Here is a 19057-nt window from a genome sequence, read left to right on the forward strand (position 1 = left end):
CTAACGAAGTATTACCGCCCACCGGCGGACTCCGCCGCCCGCCCCGGCTCCATGCTCGTACGTCCGCATCCCGCCGGGCAACGGCAGGAGGAGGAGATCAGGTCCGGCGCGGCAGTCTCGCCTGCGGCCAGTCCGCCCCGAGAAGCAGGTCGAGCTTCTCGGCGTACGCGAAGAGCAGCCTCGCATCCTCCTTGAGGTCCTCGAGGGTGCAGACGATGTTGGTACCGTCCTGCCTCCGGAAGAAGCGGGAGCGCATGACGCCCACGCCGTCCCAGTTCCACCAGGAAGCGTGAACAGCATCGTCGCGGCGGCGCTTGAGCTCGCTGGCCTCGCCCCACTCAAGGATCTCGGCGAGCACGGCGGCCTGCGGAATGCTCCTACGGGACTGCGCCACCAGCAGTTTGTGAAGGTCGGACCATGTTTTGTCGACGAGCGAGAAGCCGCCCTGCTCGTCTCTCAGCAGCAAAATGAGCCGCTTCATGGCCGCCTCCACATGTCCGCTGGCGACCACGATGGCGCCGATCAGCTCGTAGAGGCGTTCACGGAAGGCGAGGTCGGCTTCATCCGGGCCTCCGTGGCGCCCCACTCTGAAGGTGGAGATGTCCACGCTGGACCGGGCACCGGGGGTGGTGAAGTCCAGGTCGAAAGACGGTCCACGGTCCAGCTGGGTGCTCATCCGGTAGGAGAAGGAGTGCCCGGGCGGGGGCCATTCATCTGACATACCTGAATCTTGTCGGTTCAGGTCCACCGGAGCCACCGCTTTCCGAACCGACGCAAAGTCCGGACGTGCTGGTGGTCTCTGAGCCTGATCCAGGTAACGTCGACAACTCGGAGTTTGGAGGCTGGCGTGGGTCTTCGCCCTTTCAGAACCTGTGTTCCCGGGGCGGGGATTCTGTCACTGTGGGGGTATGGCCTTACAGATTTCGTACAGGGGCCTTCGGCTCGGTTCGGACCTTGACATCACCCTGTACTGGTTCCCCCGGGAACCCGACCGGCCGGCGGACCACGTTGAGCGCCTGCTGGGCGCCGACCGCACATCGCTGCCCAGAGACGTGGACGTGAGCGGCACACCTGAGGAAATCGCCTCTTGGACTGCTGCCGCCGCCTTGTTCGTGGAGCGGATCGCCGACGCGCAGGAGGAGATGAGGGAGGCTCAGCGGCGGATCCGGCGATGGCGCTGGGCGGTGCTGAACCGGCAGGAGCGGGTGCAGTTTGACGATGCCCACACATCCTTCGAGGAACGGGTGCGGTCGGCGGCGGCGGTCTACCAGCCGGTCCGAGACGTCATCGAAGCGCGCCTGGCGGAGCAGGAGGCTCACGCGGGCGAAGCCAGCAGACGAGCTTTCCAAGAGGAAGAGCGCCGGATGACGGAAGCCGTTGCCCGGTTCAGGGAGTGGGAACGTCGGCAGGAGGTGGCTGACCGTCCACTGCCCGGCGGGGTCAGCCCCCGCGAGATGGCAGCGAGAGGGGACAACCCGACAAGCTGGCCGGCCGAAGTACAAGCGGCGGTGGGTGACGTCGCCGGGTGGTGGGGGGGTGTGCGGGCGTCGGTCCGCAACAGGCAGGCGCGCGCGCAAGCCGTACGGAAAGCCGCCGAGGCGATCACCGGAACAGCCGCGGCACTGGAGGATGCGGGAAGACCCGGCATTGGCACGATCAAAGGGAACCCTGATGAGGTGCTCTGTGGTTGGTGGATCCGCTTCGACTGGTCGGGTCTGCCCGACACCACCCGGCTGCGGACGCCTCCGGCACTACCGCCTGGCTGCCTCCCCGGGGCGAGGTGGCTCTACGACCTGTTCCTGCCCTCCGATCAGATCTTCACTGTGAACCAATCCGGCGAGTTCGGCTTCGCGACAGAACACAAGTCCAGGCGGCCTCCTGGGGGGTACGGCTATACGTACAAGTGGTCCGAAGAAAGCATCGAAGAGTTCACAGAAAGTCTGATCCCATCCAAGATCATGGCCTTCCGGGCTCCGCCGCTCGGCAACGATCCTCTGACCTTCGCGATGACCGACCACGCCGATCCTGACGCGTACGTGCCGTACGTCGAAGCCATAGCCGAGTGCGCAGCGGCCCACTTCCACGCCCTGATGCCCGGTCAGTAATAGCGTGAGCCGCCTAGTGAACCGAGTCGCCCTGAGCGGCGCGTAGCGCGGTCGCGGTTCCGTAGAGGGCGTTGTCGTGCTGTTGGGTACGTGGTTGTCTGACGGTGTGTCGGGGTGTGATGGGCCCTGGGTGCGGTCGTGTTTTCGGGCCGTGGTGGGCCGGTCGGCGGCGTCGGTGATCTGATCCCGGACGGCGAAGCGGATGATTATCTCGGCTCGGTAGTGATGTGCGGGCGTCAGGTGGCGGTGGGGCCGCAAGTGCGGCGAGATGCCGCTGAGCGCGGACAGGGACCGCTGTGCCGCGCCCGTGGATCGCAAGGTCCTTCATCGCGTGTTCCCGTTGTCGGGTGGGCTGGTGGCTGTTCTCGGCCCGGTTGTTCGGGCCTTTATGAGCGCGGTGCCCGACGGAAGGCATGACCTCGCCGTTGACACGGCGCTGTGGGAGCGCAGTTTGTCGGTGACGGCCACCCGCGGCACTGCACGCGTCTTCTTCGTCAGGTGGCAATAGAACCGCCTGGCGGCGGCCTTGTCCCGCCGGTTCTGCACGGGGATGCCGGGGACGTTGCCGCCGGCGTCGGCGGCTCGTCATAGATACTTCAGCTCGCCGTTGACCTTGATGAACACCTCGTCCACATGCCATTTGTCCCCGGGCCGGGGCCGGCGGCTGCGCGGTCCGTCTGCGCAGGCCTGCCCGGACGTGGCGCACCAGCGGCGCACGGTCTCGCGGGAGAGGATGACGCCGCGCTGGAGCATCAGCTCCTTTACCTCGCGAAACGACAGCGGAAAGCGGAAGTACAGCCACACGCAGGGGGAGACGACCTCGACCGGGCAGCGACGCCCCTTGCACGACGGCGACGCACTGCCCACGGACAACCCCCTCCACCATGATCAACCCGAAGATCAATCCCACCCGGTCAACCAACGCGACAGCGCCCGCTGGAGGGGTGTCGATGACCGGGGCTTTTGAAAGCCACCCAACTATCGCAACTATGATAGTTGGGTTAGAGTGAGGGGATGGAACCGAAGACGTACACGACGATCGACCTCCGCAGGCAGATGGGCGAGATCCTCGACCGGACCCGGATCGCAGGCGAGCCGGCTGCGATCACTCGCAAGGGCAAAACCCTGGCCTACCTCGTGCCTGCCGAATGGTTCGAGCAGTACATGGCACAGCGCCCGAGGGACTCCGGCGCCGACCAGGACGCGGCCTGACCAGGCCGGATAACAGGCAGACCAGGAGCCTCTCGTCATGACAGCGCAGCCGATCCACTTCGACGGCCCCGGCGGTGACCGGTCCCGCCCGGTGCCGCCCATGCCCGAACGCACCCCGCAGGCCCTGCGCCTGGCCATCCAGGAACACGCCCCGCATCTGCTGCCCGACTTCGAGGCGCACTGGCGCCGCGCGATCGCTGACGCCTTCAACCTCACCCCGGTACCGGCCTTCATGCGCCTGTGGTGGACCCAGTACGCCATCGCCCGCGATCCCAACCTGGAAGGACACCTGCGCGACCTCGAAGCCCGTGCTGCGAAGTCCGAGGACGCCCATGAGTCCGCCGCCCTTTTGGCCGAGTACAGCCGGCTGCGCCGTCAGGCGGCCGCCGTGGAGCCCGGCCGGTGAGCGATGAGCTCCCATGCCCGCCCTGGAAGATGGACTGGACGGCAGAAGCACTCCATGACTTCGAGAGCATGCCCCAGGACGGGAAGCAGCTGTTCCTGGCGGCCCGGGCCGAGCTGATCACAGCGCCGGATCCGTACTACCGGGGCATCGACGCCGACGTGTCCCTGCCGCACTGGCTCACCGTCCGCCCGCTGGCCTCGACCAGTCCGGGCGGCCCGCACATTGTCGACCTCGCCGGCGGCCGGGGCTGGCTCATCTTCACCTTCATCCGCCGTCACGCCGATCCCCAGATCACCGTCACCGACGCGTTCTGGGCCTGACCGGGAACGCACGGCCGACCCGCGCGAAATGATCTACCGCTGACGCTGGGAGGGCTTGTTGGTGTGTGGGGTGTTGGCTGGCCTGGTGTGTTGCTGGTTGGCCCTTTACCCAAGGCCGGGTAGTTAGGACCTGCCGATCAATAACCCGCCGTCTTGATCTCCGGTTTGGGGATGCCGAGGTGTGCGGTGAGGTCGGCGAGATCGGCGAGGGTGGCCAGTTGCGTCTCGGCGGGTTCGATGGCGTGTCCGATGTCGTGGAGGAGCCGGCGGGTTTGACTGATCGCCCGGTTGAGGGTCACGGGTGTCACGGTGAAGAGCGGGGCGATGACGACCTGGGGGAGCTTGAACCGCTGGTAGAGGATGGTGGCCAGGAGCCGGTCGACGAGGGTGAGGCCGGGGCGTCGACCGGTGTAGAGGCCAGCGGCAGGGGTCTTCTGCCGGTCGCCGCCGCGTCGCTGATGGAGGTCTGCTTCCCGCTGAGCCGCGCGGGCTGCTGCCAACTCGGTGACCAGCGAGTCCCACTGCTCGTGCGGGATGCCGGTGAGGGCAGGATGGGTCAGCCAGTCGCGGCCGGGGCCAGCTTCGTTCTGGGGCGGGATCGGAAGGGCGCCGTCCCGGCTGTGTTCCTGGGGGTGGAGGGTGTAGTTCCAGTCGCCGTGCCAGTCATGGCGGCTCAGTGGCAGGGCGTTCAGCTGCCCGTCACTGATGCGGACGCCGGTCTCGTAGAGGGCGGTGTCGAGTTCGGCGCGGACTGTTAGTCCCGTGCGGGTGGTGGTCGCTGCGATGCTGTTCACGATGACTTCATGGCTGGTCAGCGGCCTGCCTCGCCAGTTCATCGTGATGTGGGAGAACAGTCGGTGCTCGATTCGGTTCCACTTAGATGTGCCCGGAGGAAAGTGACACACGGTGATCTCCAGGCCCGTTTCGACAGCCAGCGCGGCCAGCTCGAACTTCCAGGCCCGGGTGCGGTAGCCGTTGGAACCGCCCGCGTCCGCAGTGATCAGCAGACGGTGCGAGCGCGGGTAGGTGTCGCGCCCAACCGCGTGCCACCAGCGGCGGACGGAGGCGACGGCGAAGGCCGCGGTGTCGTGGTCGGTGCCGACGTTGACCCAGCCCGTGTCCGCGGTCAGGTCGTAGATCCCGTAGGGGACCGCCTTTCCTAGATCGGCATCGGGAAAGTCGTGGGTGCGCACCCGGACCGGATCACCTTCGCGACGCCACTCGTGGCCGGCGTTCTTGTAGTTGCCGACCAACTCCTTCTTCTTGGTGTCCACGCTGATCACCGGGTCTCCGGCGGCCTGGAAGCTTTTGGCCTGGTCGTTGATATAGCGGAACTGCGCATCGCGGTCCGGGTGTTGGGCACCCTCGATGGTCTTGGCGTTGCCTTGGAGACTGAAACCCTCCTCGCGCAGCACGGCCGCCACGGTGTCCGCCGAGACCCGGTGCCCCTGCCGGGTCAGCTCGGCAGCCAGTTGCCGGGTCGACTTCGTCGTCCAGCGCAGCGGCGACATCGGGTCCCCGCGTACATCCGGTTCCACCAAGGCCAGCAACGCCGGCCGAAGGCCCGGATCCAGGTCCACCGCACGCTTGCGGCTCCCACCGGACCGGCGCACTCGTCCCAACGGCGCCTCGCCGGACTCCAGTTCTGTCACCCCGCACGACACGGTTCCCTCCCGGACTCCGGCCGCACGAGCGACGAGCCTGATGCCTCCATGGCCCAGTGACCGTGCTTCTGCTCCTATGGCCAGCCGCCGCTGCCGCTCGTCGAGATGCGGGAACAGCGTCGCAAACTTCGCGGCCAGGGCCGCCTCGATCCCCTCCGGACTCCCCATATCATGGCAACGAGCCTCGGAGCCGGAAGCGACGGCTTGTTTCCCGGCAAGTCCTTAGCGTTTTTGCAGGTCACGCAAGCCCGTTGGGGGATTCCCGGCGTAGAGCAATGGAGTTCGTTGGTACAGGCAGTCGTCCAGGACAGCTTGTTCCCGAGAAGCTCCGTTGCCGTTTCATCATGTCCTGTCGGCACCGGTGGTGGCCCTCACTCGTACGGTCACCGTGGCGGCGGGCCGGTTCGCGCCGGGGCATCCGGGCGAGCTGACAGCCGTCGTGCCGTTTGGGCTGGTCGACGCGGTCTTGGAGGAGATGCGGTCGGTGCAGTGGCGACTGCGTGATTTCCCGTCGTGGGTCGGGGTGTACTTCCTGTTGGCGGTGTGCCTGTTCCCCGAGGTCGGATACCGGCTGGTCTGGGACAAACTGACGGCGGTCCTGAAGGGGATTTCGGTGGCCGGTCCGACGCCGAAGGCCCTGCGTGATCTGCGCCGTCGGCTTGGAGTCGCACCGGTGCGGGCACTGTTCGAGGTGCTGGCCGGGCCGACGGCCCGGCCGACGACTCCAGGGGTGCGTTTCGGTCTCTTCCGGACGGTGTCGTTCGACGGGTGCAGTTCGCAGAAGGTCGTCGGCTCCGAGCGGAACCGGGTCTGGCTGGGGCGGACGTCTCACCACGGTTGTCCGACCATGGAGTTGATGGCTGGGCGAGACCGGGGCCAGGGCACTCATCGGCGCGGTGTTCGGGCCGCCGGCCAGCGGTGAGACCGGTTACGCCTCACGGCTGCTGCATCTGCTGCGGCCGGACATGCTGGTCCTGTGGGACAAGGGCTTCGACGGCAACAGTTTCCTCGCCGCCGTGAACGCGACCGGCGCCCAGGTCCTGGCTCGGCTCTGGGCCAACCGCCGCATCCCGGTCCTGTCGCGTCTCGGCGACGGCTCGTATCTGTCGGTGATCGGTACGGAGAAGGTCCGTGTCATCGACGCGACCGTCATGGTGACCTGCGCGGACGGGACCGTCTTCACCGGCTGGTCACTACCCTCCTGCACAGGATCGTAGAGGACCGGCCGTTCGCAGAGCGCGGGAACCGGTCAGCCGATCGTCCCGTCAGAGCGTTGCTGCACGCTGCCCCGCAGCCTCCCACTCCTGGTGTGCGGTGTGGACGCGGTGCCACAGCGCTGCCCGCGCGGGGCGGCGACGTCGGTCAGGTTCAGGTGGAACACGTCGGCCAGTACGCCGTACCAGTTGTCGGCCGAGTCGATGGTCCGCTCGTACGTGCCTTCGGCGTCGATCCGGCGCAGCACACAGCCGCGCAGCATGTCCACGCCCTTGGCGTCGCGGAGCTGGGCTTGGAGGACCCGGACGAATCCGGACTCGGGGGAAGTGGACAGCCGCTCGTGCTCCGCGGCGAAGGAGGACAGCTCCACTGGATCCGGCGCGAAGACCATCGCCGTGAACGCGCCGCGGGGTCGTGGGTGAACCGCCAGCCGCCGGGCACCACCACCGACGGCGCCATCGCGTAGGTGAACGGCCCCTGGGTATAGGTGCCCTCGCGCAGTGGCAGTGGCTCGTACATTCCGCCGGCGAGCCCGGTGTCGGCCAGCCACCGTTCGCCGTCGATCCCCACGGTGAGCGCGAGATGGTCCCCGCCCGGGCCCTCGGGGTCCTCGACCTCGCCCTGTACCCCGGCCCGGTGCAGAGTCACGTCGTAACCGAGGGCCGTCAGCAGCGCGGCGAAGGCCCCGTTGAGGTGGAAGCAGTAGCCGCCGCGCCCGCGCAGGATCCGGGCCACGGATTCCGCGGCGCCGATGCCCGCCGGCCGTCCCAGTTGGTTGTCGAGGGTCTCGTAGGCGACTCGCTCCACCTGCGCCCGGTGCAGCGCCCACAGTGCCTCGGTGCTCGGGCCCGCCGGCCGCTCCACCCCAGCACGGCCAGATACCCGTCGACGTCGATCATGCTCCCCCTAACCGTTCGAAGGTGCGATCAGCCTAGATGATCGATTCCAAGGGGTCAGTGGACGTCCTCAGCGGACGCCCTCACCGAATTCGTGCAGCCGATCCCTTGGACCGGTCACTCTCTTGATCTCAACTGTGCTTGAGGTTGCACCATGGTCCACATGACCACGGAATCCACGGCGTACGCCGCAGACATCGAAGCCGTCAAGCAGGTCGTCGCCACCGTCGAGCACTCCCAGCAGCACAAGGACCCCGACGAATTCCTCGCCCTCTTCCACCCCGACGCGATCTGGACTACGGCCCACGGCAAGGTTCTCATCGGCCTCGATGCGATCTCGGAGTTCACCCGCAAGGTGCTCCCCGCGGCCAACTGGGACGGCAAGGTCAGCTATGAGGTGGTCCATGTGCTCTTCATCCGCCCCGATGTCGCGGCGGTCAAGGTTCGTCAGCGCTACCTGAGCCCGGACGACGAGAGCGAGGGCGCCCCGCTGTATGTGATGACCAAGCAGGACGACGGCCGCTGGCTGCTGACCGCCTGCCAGAACACGGGGGTCGTCGCCGACTGATCAATTCGGACGGATTGGCTGCGCGCACGCGGCGAGGGTGTCCAACGTCAGTGTGTGAAGACAGAGTTGGACACCCTCGCGACCGCACTCTACGTGAAGACCGACGACCTGCTGAAGGCGTCTCCGTATCTCGCGCCATGGCGGCCGGCCGTGGGGATCGCCCCGCAGCTCACCGACGCCGAGCTGGTCACACTGGCGATGATGCAGGCCATGCTCGGCTTCGTCTCCGAGGCCAGATGGCTCCGCTATGCCCGCTCCCACCTGCGGCATCTCTTCCCGTACCTGCCCAAGCAGCCCGGCTACAACAAGCGGCTGCGCAAGGGTGCCGGACTGCTGCGGCGGGTCACCCGGCTGCTGGCCGCCGACACCTCGGTGTGGAGCGACGACGTGTGGATCGTGGACTCCACGCCGGTGGAATGCGGCCGTTCACGCGAGACCGTCAAGCGTTCCGACCTGGCCGGATGGGCCGAGTACGGGTACTGCGCCAGTCACAGCCGCTTCTTCTGGGGCCTGCGGCTGCACCTGGTGTGCACCCTCCAGGGCCTGCCCGTCGCCTTCGCCCTGACCGGGGCCAAGGCCGACGAGCGCGAGACCCTGCTGGACCTCCTGGCCGCCGAACCGGGCCTCGTCGCCGCGCGTCCTGCCCAGACGCTGATCGGCGACAAGAACTACTTCGGCCGGGGCTTCGAAGACGAGCTCGCCAAACAGGACATCCGGCTGATGCGGCCGGCCCGCAAGGGGGAGCCGGAACGGCCCGGAGCTCCCCTGTTCAAACCGTTGCGGCAGGTCATCGAGTCGGTCAACGAGACCTTCAAAGGCCAGCTCGACCTCGAACAGCACCGAGGGCGCACGCCCGGCGGCGTGATTGCCCGCGTCATGCAGCGCATCCTCGCGCTGACCGCCGCGATCTGGCACAACGACCACACCGGACAACCCGTCCTACGCTCACTGACCGCCTACGACCACTGACCCCTTGGAATCGATCATCTAGTCGCCGGTACTGCCCGTCCCAGGCCCCGGGTACTACGCCCTCCCCGGCCACTCCACTCCAGCCACCCAGCCAAACCCGCGGGCCATCCAGCGAAATCCAGCTGGAGCACCAGGCCGTGTTCCCTCGATCAGCTCGTACCGCTCCAGACGATCTACTCCGCAGACTGTCGCCCACGACCAGCGTGAGCATCCCGAAAGCCGGTCACACCAGCCCTTTGACCTGCGACCACAAGTTGGCGGAGGCTCAGTGGTGCGCACCGCGATGGTGCGCCACCGCACCCGGTGCGCCGCACTACCCGACAATGCCGGGCACTCTCACACGCGCCCGGTGGGCCGCACCTGATGTTCCACACCGCACCGGTGCGCCCGCCGCCACCCCCTTGTCCAGGTGCGGCCGGGGGCGCGCGATCCCTGCTCCGACTTCGCTGCACCTCCTTGTCCAGGTCTGCTACCGAGGACGTTTCCTTTGACACAGCCGGCGATCGCCAACCAGATCGCGTCCTCCTCCCACACGTCCATGTACAGGCAGGTGCCGTCCTCGTGCAGATAAGCCTCACCCGGGCCGTTCGCCGTATCGAGCTCCCAGATGAGACTGCGCACTGCGCTATGGGCCGACGAAACGATCTCGACCTCAGCCCACCGAGAACGGATCACCTTGGTCAGCGCACCCCGTTCGACGCTCCATCCGCCCGCATCACCCTTGACCACCGCCACGAACGTTATAGCCAGGGTCTATCAGATGCTCATGACACCGTGCTGACCAGTAGCTGCACGAGGTTGGAATGGGCTCAGTTCGCTCAGGTCGAGGAACCGCTGCTGTCACCTTCGGATGAGGCGTCCAGAGATCGCGTGTGGGACAAGGCGAAGTGGCGAACCCGGCGCTCTTCGACGGGCCTGTGGTGGCCCGTAGCGGGCTGGGGTGGACTGGCCCGTGCACTGTGCAGGTCCTGTGCGGCGCGGCTTGGGTCATCGGACGGAAAGGTCCTAGCCCTCGCCGCGTCGCTGCCGCCGCCAGTCCAGCCTGCGTGGGGCGTCCGGGTCCCCGGCTTCGGCGGCCGGGCGGGCCAGGCGCTCGGCGCCGTGCCGGTCCCCGGTGCGCTCCCACAGCTCGGCCAGTTCTCGCAGGGCGTGCCGGTCCTCCGCGTCGGCTGCCAGCCGCGCCAGGCGCTCGGCGGCCTGCCGGTCCCCGGCCCGCTCCCGTATCCACGCCAGCGTGGTGTAACAACGCGGGTTTCCGGCGTCGGCGGCCATTCGGGCCGTCTCCTCCGCGCCACGGCCGTTCCCTGACCGCTCCAGCCTTCTGACCAGGGCGTTGTAAGGACGCTTGTCCCCCGCGCCGGCCGCGAGTCCGTAAAGGCGCTCGGCGCTCTCGGTGTCCCCGGTCCGCTCACGCGCCCGCGCCAGCCTGCGCAGGGCACCTGGGTCCCGCGCTTCGGCGGCCAGGCGGGCCAGACGTTCAGCGCCCAGCCGGTCCCCGGCCTGCTCCCGCTTCTCCATGAGGCTGCGCAGAGCGTCCGTGTCTCCGGCGCCGGCTGCCAGCCGCGCCATCCGCTCGGCGCCCTCGTGATCCCCGGCCCGTTCCCGCAGCCACGCCAACACGGCGCAGCCGCGCGGGTCTCCGCCATCGCTGGCCAACCGGGCCATCCGCTCAGCACCCTGCCAGTCCCCGGCCCGCTCCCGCATTTCGGCCAGCATGGTGTGGGCACCGTGGTCACCGGCGGCTGTGGCCAGCCCGGCCAGACGCTCGGCGTCGTCGCCCAGATGTCTTGCCTCGGCCTCCCGGCTGAGCCGCGCCAAGAGGCCCGCACCCTCTGCATGAGCGGCCGCAGCGGCCCAGAACGGCTGGGGAGGGACGGCGTGTTCCCGGACGGCGCGGCCATGTGCGTCGAGGTAGTCGGCCAGACGCGAGACGTCGGGTCGCGCCCCCATCCCGTCGCGCCGGGGTACGGGCTCCAGCGCTGCGGCAACGCGCTGCACCTGGGCACGGGCATCGGCAAGAGCGGACGTGAACCAGCCGGGGCCTGCCTCGGTCCGCTGCTCGTCCGTGAGGTAACCGGAGGCTGCATCTCGTAGGAAACCGTCCGGCAGGGGTGCGTCCCATCCAAGCCGGCAGGCGTCCATGGCGGCGCTGATCAGGGCGCGCGCGTAGCAGGCGGGCGGCTTCTGGGCGGATTCGAAGCGGTCCGCGAGCTGAAGGCCGGCGGCGAGAGTCTGTGTGATCTTGCTGTCCCGAGACGCGTGCAGGGCGGCCGTTAGTGTGGGGTCCTTACCAAGACTGTCCAGCGCCCGCAGGTCCCGGGCATGGAAGGCGGGCGGGACGCGCACCACCTCGGTGGCACGAACCAGCAGTGTACGGGCGTGAAAGTGCGGGTCGGCGCCGTCGGCGGGGTGGCCTTGCGGGCGCGGCGTAGTCAGGTCGGTGAAGGCGGCATCCCACAGGGTGGCCACGACGATCACAGGACCGGGCTGATCCAGCCGGGAGAGCAGGCTGGCCGCGAGTCTTTCTCCGTCACGCCCGGCCAGCAGCTGGTGTACATCGTCGAGCCACAAGACGGTACGTGGCGCGAGCGCGCGGGCCGCCAGTACCTCCAGAGCGCTTGATGCCGTACGGGAAACACCCGGTCCCACTCCGCCAGGCCGCCGACGTGCTGGACGGCTTCGTACGCGGCACGGGTCTTGCCCGTGCACGAGCTCCCGCGCACCACCACGAGGACCGCCTCGGTGCCCTTGGCCGCCGTACGCAGCGCCGCGCGCAGCGGCTGGTCGTGGGAGCGCTCGAGGTAAGCCGGCAGCACGAACCCGTGGGTGTGCGAGCCCACACCGAAGATGGACGGATGAACGCCCAGCCGGGCCGCCGTCCATCGGCCGAGGCGCTGGGGCAGGTCGGTCAAAGACGCACGCCTGGCCTGGGCTTCGGCGGCGGCCAGGTCCGCGGCGGCCTGCTGGCCCGACCGCGCGCTACGCAGCGTCCCTGGATGACGGTCGATCCGAAGGGCTCGCAGATCGTGGTGTCGGCCTGGGCGGGCGTGGTGGCGACGAGAAGCGTCGTCAGGGTGGCCAGAGCGGTCAGGAGCGCGCTGAACAGAGCGTGGACGGTGCGGAGGCGGCGCGGTGAGGATCGTATACGGGGGCTTCTCTCCGAGGGGGACCGGATTCGACAGAAGAGCTTTTGTGTCGAATTCGACTGAAGAGGTGCGATTTTGGGAGCGCTCCCATCGCCCCGCAGATGGAGGCGCCCCCACTCCACCGGTTTCGTGCGACTGTAGAAGTCCTTCATGGCCCTGACAACCTGATGCGCTGGAATTCGTCGAATGGATTTCGACGCCGCAGGTCAGCGCCTACAGCGGGAACTGCCAAGTGACCGTCGTGCCGTCAGCGGCGGAACCGGAGTCCCTCGCTCCGTCGTCGAAGACCGTCAGGCGAACGCCCGCACGCCCGTCCGGCGGCGCAGGGCCGTCAGGAGCTGGGTGCCCGTGCGTTCGCCGAGTGCGGCGTCTGCAAGTGCGTCGAGGGTGTGACGCCCGTCGCGGCCGCGGTGCCGGCCGCCTCGCGCAGGACCTTGCCACGGAACGTGGTGGGGGCGTCCGCGGGCGGCTGCGCTCGGGCTGTGCGGAACCGTACTACGCGAGCCATGGGCTCGCTGAGTTACGGCTGCCCACGTGATGGGGCGAACTCTTCACTTTTCAGGACACGTTCCTCCGCAGCCGTCACCAGCCGCCGCTTCCGCGCGTTGCACAGCGGCAGCCACACCGCACACTCCAAAGCGACTTGGCCGCTTTGGTTCAAAAGGTTGACAGCTCCTAAGGCGCCTGGCTTCATGAACAGCGCGCAATTCTGGGAGCGCTCCCATCGCTGTTCCGTACTTCATGTTCCGGCCATGCGACAGAAAGGGACATCGTGGGACTGTCATCAAGACGTGGCCGCACCCGGCCATTTCGCCGTATCCGGGTGGTGCTCGCTGCGGCGCTGGCCACAGGATTGTTATTCGGGGCCGGCCCAGCGCTCGGGGCAGAGAACCGCCCGGCCCCCGCGCGCAGCGAGGCGGCCGTCGCTGCACCTGGCGACGACTGGCTGCACACCAAGGGCAACAAGATCGTTGACGCTGACGGGGACGAGGTCTGGCTCACGGGCGCCAACTGGTTCGGCTTCAACGCCGGCGAGCGGGTCTTCCACGGACTGTGGTCCGGCAACATCACCGACATCACCGAGTCGATGGCCTCCAGAGGCATCAACATCGTCCGAGTGCCCATCTCCACCCAGCTCCTTCTGGAGTGGAAGAACGGCCAAGCCGCCGTCCCGAGCGGCGTCAACGCCTACGCCAACCCCGAGATCGCGGGCAAGAGCTCCCTGGAGGTCTTCGACCACTGGCTCGTCCTGTGCAAGCAGTACGGCATCAAGGTCATGCTGGACGTCCACAGCGCCGAGGCCGACAACTCCGGCCACGTCTACCCGGTGTGGTGGAAGGGCGCCATCACCTCCGAGGACTTCTACACCGCCTGGGAGTGGGTGACCGCCCGCTACAGGAACGACGACACCGTCGTTGCCATGGACGTCAAGAACGAGCCGCACGGCACGGCCGGTACAAGCCCACGCGCCAAGTGGGACGGTTCGACGGACCAGGACAACTTCAAGCACGTGTGCGAGACGGCCGGCAAGCGGATGCTCGCCATCAACCCCAACCTGCTGGTGCTCTGCGAGGGCATCGAGATCTATCCCAAGGCCGGCGTGAGCTGGACCTCCACCACCGCCACCGACTACCACTCGACCTGGTGGGGCGGCAACCTGCGCGGCGTTCGCGACCACCCCGTGGACCTCGGCGCGCACCATGACCAGCTCGTGTACTCCCCGCACGACTACGGGCCGCTGGTCCACCAGCAGCCCTGGTTCACCGGCGACTGGAACCGCACCACGCTCGAGCGCGACGTCTGGGACCCCAACTGGCTCTACCTGCACAAGGAGAACAAAGCCCCGCTGGTGATCGGCGAGTGGGGAGGCTTCCTCGACGGCGGGCCGAACCAGAAGTGGATGACCGCACTGCGGGACCTCGTCGTCGAGCACCGGATTCACCAGACCTTCTGGTGCCTCAACCCCAACTCCGGTGACACCGGGGGCCTGTTGCTGGGCGACTGGAAGTCCTGGGACGAGGAGAAATACGCTCTGCTCAAGCCGGCGCTCTGGCAGCACGGCGGCAAGTTCGTCAGCCTCGACCACGAGGTACCGCTGGGCGGCGCGGGCAGCACCACCGGCATCAGCCTGAGCGAGGTGTACGACGAGCCGACGGACCCCGACGACACCCAGGCGCCCACCGCCCCCACCGGCCTGACCAGCACCGCCAAGACCGCCACCAGCCTTGCGCTGTCCTGGACGGCGTCCACCGACAACACCCGGGTGACCGGTTACGACGTCTACCGGGGAACGACCAAGGTGAACGCGGCGCCGGTGACCGGCACCACCTACACCGACACCGGGCTCTCGCCCTCCACCGCGTACAGCTACACCGTGCGGGCGCGGGACGCGGCAGGTAACGTCTCCGCTCCCTCGGCGGCGCTGAGCGTGACCACGCAGTCGTCGGACACCCCGTCCGGAGCCGTGAAGGTGCGGTACAAGAACAACGACAGCTCCGCGACGGACAACGCCATCCGGCCCTCGCTCCAGGCCGTGAACACCGGCAGCTCAGCCGTGAAACTCGACGCCCTTGCGGTCCGCTACTACTTCACCCGCGACGGATCGGCCTCCGTGAACGCCTGGTGCGACTACGCGGCCGTGGGCTGCGCACAGGTCAAACTGCGGGTCGTGCCGCTGGCGACAGCCGTCTCGGGCGCGGACGCCTACCTGGAGGTGAGCTTCACCGGCGGCTCCCTGGCCGCCGGCGGCAACACCGGTGACATCCAGTTGAGGATGAGCAAGGCGGACTGGTCGAACTTCAACGAGGCGAACGACTACAGCCGTACGACCTCAACGACGTACACCGATGCACCTGCCGTTCCCGCATACACCGGCACGACCCTGGCCTGGGGTACGCCCCCGGCCTGACCTGCCACATACCGAACAGGGCGGAACGGATCCCCGCCTTTTTTGGGAGCGCTCCAATTTCAAGCTCCATCGGCAGACGAGGAGAGAGTTGTGAAACGTCTACTGGCCTTACTGGCGACCTGCACGATGGTCCTGGGCCTCAGTGTTCTCGTCAGCCCACCGGCGGTGGCCGCCACGGGCTGCAAGGTCGACTACACGATCACGAGCCAGTGGTCGGGCGGGTTCCAGGCAGGGGTGAAGGTCACCAACCTGGGTGATCCCGTCAGCGGCTGGACCCTGAAGTGGACCTGGGCCGACGGCGGGCAGAAGGTGAACCAGGGCTGGAACAGCACTTGGTCGCAGTCCGGCTCCGCGGTCAGCGTCACCAACGCCGACTGGAACCGCACCCTGGCCACCGGCGGCTCCGCAGACCTGGGCTTCACCGGAACGTTTACGGGCGCCAACCCGAAGCCCGCCGCCTTCACGCTCAACGGCGTGACCTGCACCGGCACCATCGGCGGCGAAGAGCCCCCGCCGGACCCGGATCCCGAGCCGCCCACCGATACCCCGGTAGGCATCAACGGGCAGCTCAAGGTGTGCGGCGTGCACCTGTGCAACCAGTACAACCGCCCCATCCAGCTGCGCGGCATGAGCACTCACGGCATTCAGTGGTTCAGCAAGTGCTACAACAACGCCTCCCTGGACGCACTGGCCAAGGACTGGAAGTCGGACCTGTTCCGCATCGCCATGTACGTGCAGGAGGGCGGCTATGAGACCGACCCGGCGGGCTTCACCAGCCGCGTGAACAGCCTCGTCGACATGGCCGAGGCGCGCGGCATGTACGCCATGATCGACTTCCACACCCTGACGCCGGGCGACCCGAACTTCAACCTCGAGCGGGCCAAGACGTTCTTCGCGTCCGTCGCCGCCCGTAACGCCGACAAGAAGAACGTGATCTACGAGATCGCCAACGAGCCCAACGGCGTGAGCTGGGCGGCCATCAAGAGCTACGCGGAGCAGGTCATCCCGGTTATCCGGGCTGCAGACCCGGACGCCGTCATCATCGTCGGCACGCGCGGCTGGTCCTCGCTGGGCGTCTCGGACGGCTCCAACGAGTCGGAGGTCATCAACAACCCGGTCAACGCAACGAACATCATGTATGCGTTTCACTTCTACGCTGCCAGCCACCAGGACAACTACCGTGCCGCGGTGAGCCGTGCGGCTTCGAAGCTGCCTCTGTTCGTCACGGAGTTCGGGACAGTGACCTACACCGGCGGGGGAGCGGTCGACCGCGTCAGCTCCACGGCTTGGCTGGACCTGCTGGACCAGTTGAAGATCGGCTACGCCAATTGGACGTACTCCGACGCCAATGAGGGCAGCGCTGCGCTCAAACCCGGCATCTGCAACGGCACCGACTACAGCAGCAGCGGTGTGCTGACGGAATCGGGGGCGCTGCTCAAGAGCCGCATCAGCACCCCCGACGCTTTCCCCACCAGCTGACCTGTCGGGGCTCCAGCCTTGGGCTGGAGCCCCCTACCTTGCCCTGCGAGGTGAGCTCTGCTGTGTGGAGCCAGGTGTGCGGCGGCTTGCTTGGTTCCCCATCGGTGGCGCGTGAGTGCCGTTGCGCTGCCGACCTGGACCAGGTCCCTGCCGAGCTACCGGCGGTTGGGCATCAACCCGCCACCTGGCAGCCATGGCGCGGGGCACCAACTCCGCGACTTTCGCTTGGGACGGCGCGGCCACCTGCGGCGTCCGCCCACACGTCCTGCGGCAGTCCGCCGTCGGTACGCCGCACGCGAAGGGCGGCCTGACGAGTGGGGCTACACACAGGACGCCACCGTCGGCTACGGCTTCCGCCCTGTGTGGAAGGCCGGCCTCTGGGCGCCGCTACATGTTCGGCTTGCCGAGCGGTCTCCTGCGACGGAACTGACGTGGCGCCTCCACGAGTTCAGGGCGGGCTCAACGTAGTCGCGCACGTGATACGAGGCGCTCGCTGAGTCGGCGGGTTGGGTCTCAGTTCGCTTCGATGTCCTGTGCCTGGGCGGCCCGCGTGCTGATGTTCCCGCCGGAAGTGAGACGGCCGACCACGGCCGCGCAGGGCCACCGGTAAACGTCCTGGCCCCCACCGAACAGCAGGTGGGCGGACGCGGGGACTTGTCCGGCTGCGCGGGCGGGAGCCGGCAGGCGCCACCTGCGGCGAGGCGGGTCAGGCGGAGCCGCGGAGCACCAATTCTGTGCGCAGGCTGACATGCCGCCAGGCCACTCCCGAGTCCTCCAGCTCCTCCATGAGCAACCGCACCATGGTCCGGCCGATCTTCTGGAGCGGTTGGCGCACGGTCGTCAATGCGGGGTCCGTGCGCTGCGCCAGGAGGAAGTCGTCGAATCCGATCACCGCGACGTCCTGCGGCACGCGGCGGCCCGCCGCGCGCAGGGCGTCCAGCGCTCCGGCGGCCATGCTGTCCGATGCGGCGAACACGGCGTCGATCCCCGGCTCCCGCACGATGAGCTCCGCCATCGCCGCGCGGCCGCTGGCCTCGGTGAAGTCTCCTTCGGCCACCCAGGACGGTTTCGCGTCGAGGCCCGCGCGGCCCAGCGCCTCGCGGTAGCCGCGCAACCGGCAGTGGGCGACGTACATGTCGAGGGGCCCGGTGATGGTCGCCACCGCGCTGCGGCCGCTGTTCAGCAGGTGGGTGACCGCGCTTCGGGCGCCCCCGATGTTGTCCGCGTCCACGTAGGTGATGCTTTCGTCGGCCGAGCGACGGCCCAGCATGACGGTGGGCACCCCCGCGTCCGCGAGCATGTCGGGCAGCGGGTCGTCGGCGTGCACGGATATCAGCAGCACGCCGTCGACCCTTCCGCCACGCGCGTACTCGACGAAACGCTTCCGCTCCCCGTTCGTGCGTACCTGGGTGAGCAGCAGTTGCATCGTGGTGTCGGTCAACGCGTCCGCGATGGAACGAATGGTCTCCGAGAAGAACGGCTCCGCGAATTTCCGCCAGTCGGGCTCCGTCATCACCAGAGCGATCGCGTCCGTACGACGCCCGGCCAGCGACCGGGCCGCCAGGTTGGGTACGTACCCCAGCTCGGCGATGGCCCGCTGCACGGCGCGGCGCGTCGACTCCTTCACCCCTGCCACGTTGTTGATGACGCGGGAGACAGTGCCCCGTCCCACGCCGGCAAGCGCGGCCACCTCCTCCAAGGTCGGCCCCGCCCCGGGGCGTTGCTTGCCCATGACCTTCTCCCCCCACCCGCGAGAAGCCCAATGCTACGGCCCTGGGCGTCCGTGATCGACCGGCTCCGGCCTGCTGACAGGTCCCTGGCACACGACCCGGACGCCAGGCACACCGTCGGGACGGGAGGCCGGCCGGGCGCGGTGGAACGCGGAACGCGCGCAGTGAACCAGGGCCGCCGCTCCTGCAGCGGGGCATCGGGATGGGCGACGGCTCTCGCACTGCAATGGAAGGTTCGCGCCAGCTGGCGTGGAAGTGGCGCAAATGAATGTTGCCGCTTCGCGTCACGACACTCAATGTGGAGTTTGGGAGCGCTCCCAATCGCTTGATGCCCGCGCCGGAACCCGGCATTCCCCCCACAGGAAGAAGGAGATCGTGTCTTGTCATGATCACGTTAATTTGTGCGGCGCCGTTCGACGCTCGTTCTGAGCCTCCTCGC

The 19057-nt window shown here is 68.1% G+C and carries 18 protein-coding genes and 2 pseudogenes; 11 read left to right on the plus strand and 9 right to left on the minus strand.

Annotated elements, in window-relative coordinates; all coding sequences use genetic code 11:
- Positions 1-97: 97 nt before the first annotated feature.
- Entirely contained in the window at positions 98-721 is a 624-nt protein-coding gene (locus BN1555_RS36240) for a hypothetical protein (RefSeq protein WP_141662980.1), read from the minus strand.
- 187 nt (positions 722-908) lie between these two features.
- Here BN1555_RS36240 and BN1555_RS39480 point away from each other — a divergent pair, with 187 nt between their 5' ends.
- The gene (locus tag BN1555_RS39480; RefSeq protein WP_176710350.1) at positions 909-2105 is read left to right on the plus strand and encodes a hypothetical protein; all 1197 of its coding nucleotides are present in this window, start codon (positions 909-911) and stop codon (positions 2103-2105) included.
- 147 nt (positions 2106-2252) lie between these two features.
- On the opposite strand, the pseudogene BN1555_RS36245 reads toward BN1555_RS39480, so the two are convergent.
- Positions 2253-2972, minus strand: a pseudogene (locus tag BN1555_RS36245) (IS6 family transposase); the annotation flags it as partial.
- A gap of 147 nt (positions 2973-3119) precedes the next feature.
- Here BN1555_RS36245 and BN1555_RS36250 point away from each other — a divergent pair.
- The 3 genes from BN1555_RS36250 to BN1555_RS36260 are packed head-to-tail and all read left to right on the plus strand — an operon-like array spanning position 3120 to position 4043.
- Entirely contained in the window at positions 3120-3317 is a 198-nt protein-coding gene (locus BN1555_RS36250; RefSeq protein ID WP_093804182.1) for a type II toxin-antitoxin system prevent-host-death family antitoxin, read from the plus strand.
- Between the two features lie 37 nt (positions 3318-3354).
- Positions 3355-3723 carry a DUF6247 family protein gene (locus tag BN1555_RS36255; RefSeq protein ID WP_093804183.1) on the plus strand — a complete coding sequence of 123 codons (369 nt, stop codon included), beginning with the start codon at positions 3355-3357 and terminating at the stop codon, positions 3721-3723.
- Complete coding sequence (locus BN1555_RS36260; RefSeq protein WP_255306545.1) at positions 3720-4043, plus strand: hypothetical protein; 324 nt, start codon at positions 3720-3722, stop codon at positions 4041-4043. Before BN1555_RS36255 ends, BN1555_RS36260 begins: the two co-directional genes overlap by 4 nt.
- A 137-nt stretch (positions 4044-4180) precedes the next feature.
- Here BN1555_RS36260 and BN1555_RS36265 read toward each other — a convergent pair whose 3' ends face one another.
- Positions 4181-5875 carry an ISAzo13 family transposase gene (locus tag BN1555_RS36265; RefSeq protein WP_093804185.1) on the minus strand — a complete coding sequence of 565 codons (1695 nt, stop codon included), beginning with the start codon at positions 5873-5875 and terminating at the stop codon, positions 4181-4183.
- A 220-nt stretch (positions 5876-6095) separates the two neighbouring features.
- Here BN1555_RS36265 and BN1555_RS36270 point away from each other — a divergent pair, with 220 nt between their 5' ends.
- Together BN1555_RS36270 and BN1555_RS36275 are read left to right on the plus strand one after the other, a co-directional pair.
- Positions 6096-6629 (plus strand): transposase domain-containing protein, encoded by a 534-nt coding sequence (locus BN1555_RS36270; RefSeq protein ID WP_176710363.1) that lies wholly within the window; start codon positions 6096-6098, stop codon positions 6627-6629.
- A complete protein-coding gene (locus BN1555_RS36275; RefSeq protein ID WP_093804187.1) occupies positions 6604-6924 on the plus strand; it encodes a hypothetical protein in 321 nt (106 codons plus the stop codon). Before BN1555_RS36270 ends, BN1555_RS36275 begins: the two co-directional genes overlap by 26 nt.
- Before the next feature lie 32 nt (positions 6925-6956).
- Here BN1555_RS36275 and BN1555_RS41180 read toward each other — a convergent pair whose 3' ends face one another.
- Positions 6957-7313, minus strand: coding sequence for an arylamine N-acetyltransferase family protein (locus BN1555_RS41180; RefSeq protein WP_255306552.1), 357 nt, complete (start codon positions 7311-7313; stop codon positions 6957-6959).
- A 98-nt stretch (positions 7314-7411) separates the two neighbouring features.
- Positions 7412-7786 (minus strand): annotated as a pseudogene (locus tag BN1555_RS41185) (arylamine N-acetyltransferase); the annotation flags it as partial.
- A gap of 195 nt (positions 7787-7981) precedes the next feature.
- Between BN1555_RS41185 and BN1555_RS36285 the strand changes: the two are divergent.
- Both BN1555_RS36285 and BN1555_RS36290 read left to right on the plus strand, forming a co-directional pair.
- On the plus strand, positions 7982-8386 hold the full coding sequence (locus BN1555_RS36285; RefSeq protein ID WP_093804203.1) for an SgcJ/EcaC family oxidoreductase: 405 nt from the start codon (positions 7982-7984) through the stop codon (positions 8384-8386).
- 54 nt (positions 8387-8440) lie between these two features.
- A complete protein-coding gene (locus tag BN1555_RS36290; protein ID WP_093804188.1) occupies positions 8441-9355 on the plus strand; it encodes an IS982 family transposase in 915 nt (304 codons plus the stop codon).
- Positions 9356-9691: 336 nt separating this feature from the next.
- On the opposite strand, the gene BN1555_RS39485 is transcribed toward BN1555_RS36290, so the two are convergent.
- The 3 genes from BN1555_RS39485 to BN1555_RS36305 all read right to left on the minus strand — a co-directional run bounded on the left by BN1555_RS39485 (position 9692) and on the right by BN1555_RS36305 (position 12267).
- Positions 9692-10090, minus strand: coding sequence for a hypothetical protein (locus BN1555_RS39485; protein ID WP_176710364.1), 399 nt, complete (start codon positions 10088-10090; stop codon positions 9692-9694).
- Positions 10091-10360: 270 nt separating this feature from the next.
- Entirely contained in the window at positions 10361-11824 is a 1464-nt protein-coding gene (locus BN1555_RS36300; protein WP_141662981.1) for a hypothetical protein, read from the minus strand.
- Between the two features lie 5 nt (positions 11825-11829).
- Positions 11830-12267, minus strand: coding sequence for a hypothetical protein (locus BN1555_RS36305; RefSeq protein WP_093804190.1), 438 nt, complete (start codon positions 12265-12267; stop codon positions 11830-11832).
- Between the two features lie 84 nt (positions 12268-12351).
- Between BN1555_RS36305 and BN1555_RS41845 the strand changes: the two genes are divergently transcribed.
- The 3 genes from BN1555_RS41845 (at position 12352) to BN1555_RS36320 (ending at position 16888) form a co-directional block, all read left to right on the plus strand.
- Positions 12352-12564, plus strand: a complete 213-nt coding sequence (locus tag BN1555_RS41845) for a hypothetical protein (protein WP_176710365.1) — start codon at positions 12352-12354, stop codon at positions 12562-12564.
- 790 nt (positions 12565-13354) lie between these two features.
- Positions 13355-15409, plus strand: a complete 2055-nt coding sequence (locus BN1555_RS41195) for a cellulase family glycosylhydrolase (protein WP_255306546.1) — start codon at positions 13355-13357, stop codon at positions 15407-15409.
- Positions 15410-15499: 90 nt separating this feature from the next.
- A complete protein-coding gene (locus tag BN1555_RS36320; protein WP_255306547.1) occupies positions 15500-16888 on the plus strand; it encodes a cellulase family glycosylhydrolase in 1389 nt (462 codons plus the stop codon).
- Between the two features lie 706 nt (positions 16889-17594).
- Here the strand turns inward: BN1555_RS36320 and BN1555_RS36325 are convergent.
- Positions 17595-18620: a LacI family DNA-binding transcriptional regulator gene (locus BN1555_RS36325; protein ID WP_093804192.1), complete on the minus strand. Its 1026-nt coding sequence runs from the start codon at positions 18618-18620 to the stop codon at positions 17595-17597.
- Positions 18621-19057 lie beyond the last annotated feature (437 nt).

This window comes from Streptomyces sp. Wb2n-11 (assembly GCF_001049855.1).
Taxonomy (GTDB): Bacteria; Actinomycetota; Actinomycetes; order Streptomycetales; family Streptomycetaceae; genus Streptomyces; species Streptomyces altiplanensis.

Excerpts from the sequence above, each read along its gene's own strand:
- BN1555_RS36325 (WP_093804192.1), bottom strand. The coding sequence starts at position 18,620 with ATGGGCAAGCAACGCCCCGGGGCGGGGCCGACCTTGGAGGAGGTGGCC.
- BN1555_RS36240 (WP_141662980.1), bottom strand. The coding sequence starts at position 721 with ATGTCAGATGAATGGCCCCCGCCCGGGCACTCCTTCTCCTACCGGATG.
- BN1555_RS36285 (WP_093804203.1), top strand. The coding sequence starts at position 7,982 with ATGACCACGGAATCCACGGCGTACGCCGCAGACATCGAAGCCGTCAAG.
- BN1555_RS36265 (WP_093804185.1), bottom strand. The coding sequence starts at position 5,875 with ATGGGGAGTCCGGAGGGGATCGAGGCGGCCCTGGCCGCGAAGTTTGCG.
- BN1555_RS41845 (WP_176710365.1), top strand. The coding sequence starts at position 12,352 with ATGACGGTCGATCCGAAGGGCTCGCAGATCGTGGTGTCGGCCTGGGCG.
- BN1555_RS39480 (WP_176710350.1), top strand. The coding sequence starts at position 909 with ATGGCCTTACAGATTTCGTACAGGGGCCTTCGGCTCGGTTCGGACCTT.
- BN1555_RS36255 (WP_093804183.1), top strand. The coding sequence starts at position 3,355 with ATGACAGCGCAGCCGATCCACTTCGACGGCCCCGGCGGTGACCGGTCC.
- BN1555_RS36250 (WP_093804182.1), top strand. The coding sequence starts at position 3,120 with ATGGAACCGAAGACGTACACGACGATCGACCTCCGCAGGCAGATGGGC.
- BN1555_RS41180 (WP_255306552.1), bottom strand. The coding sequence starts at position 7,313 with ATGGTCTTCGCGCCGGATCCAGTGGAGCTGTCCTCCTTCGCCGCGGAG.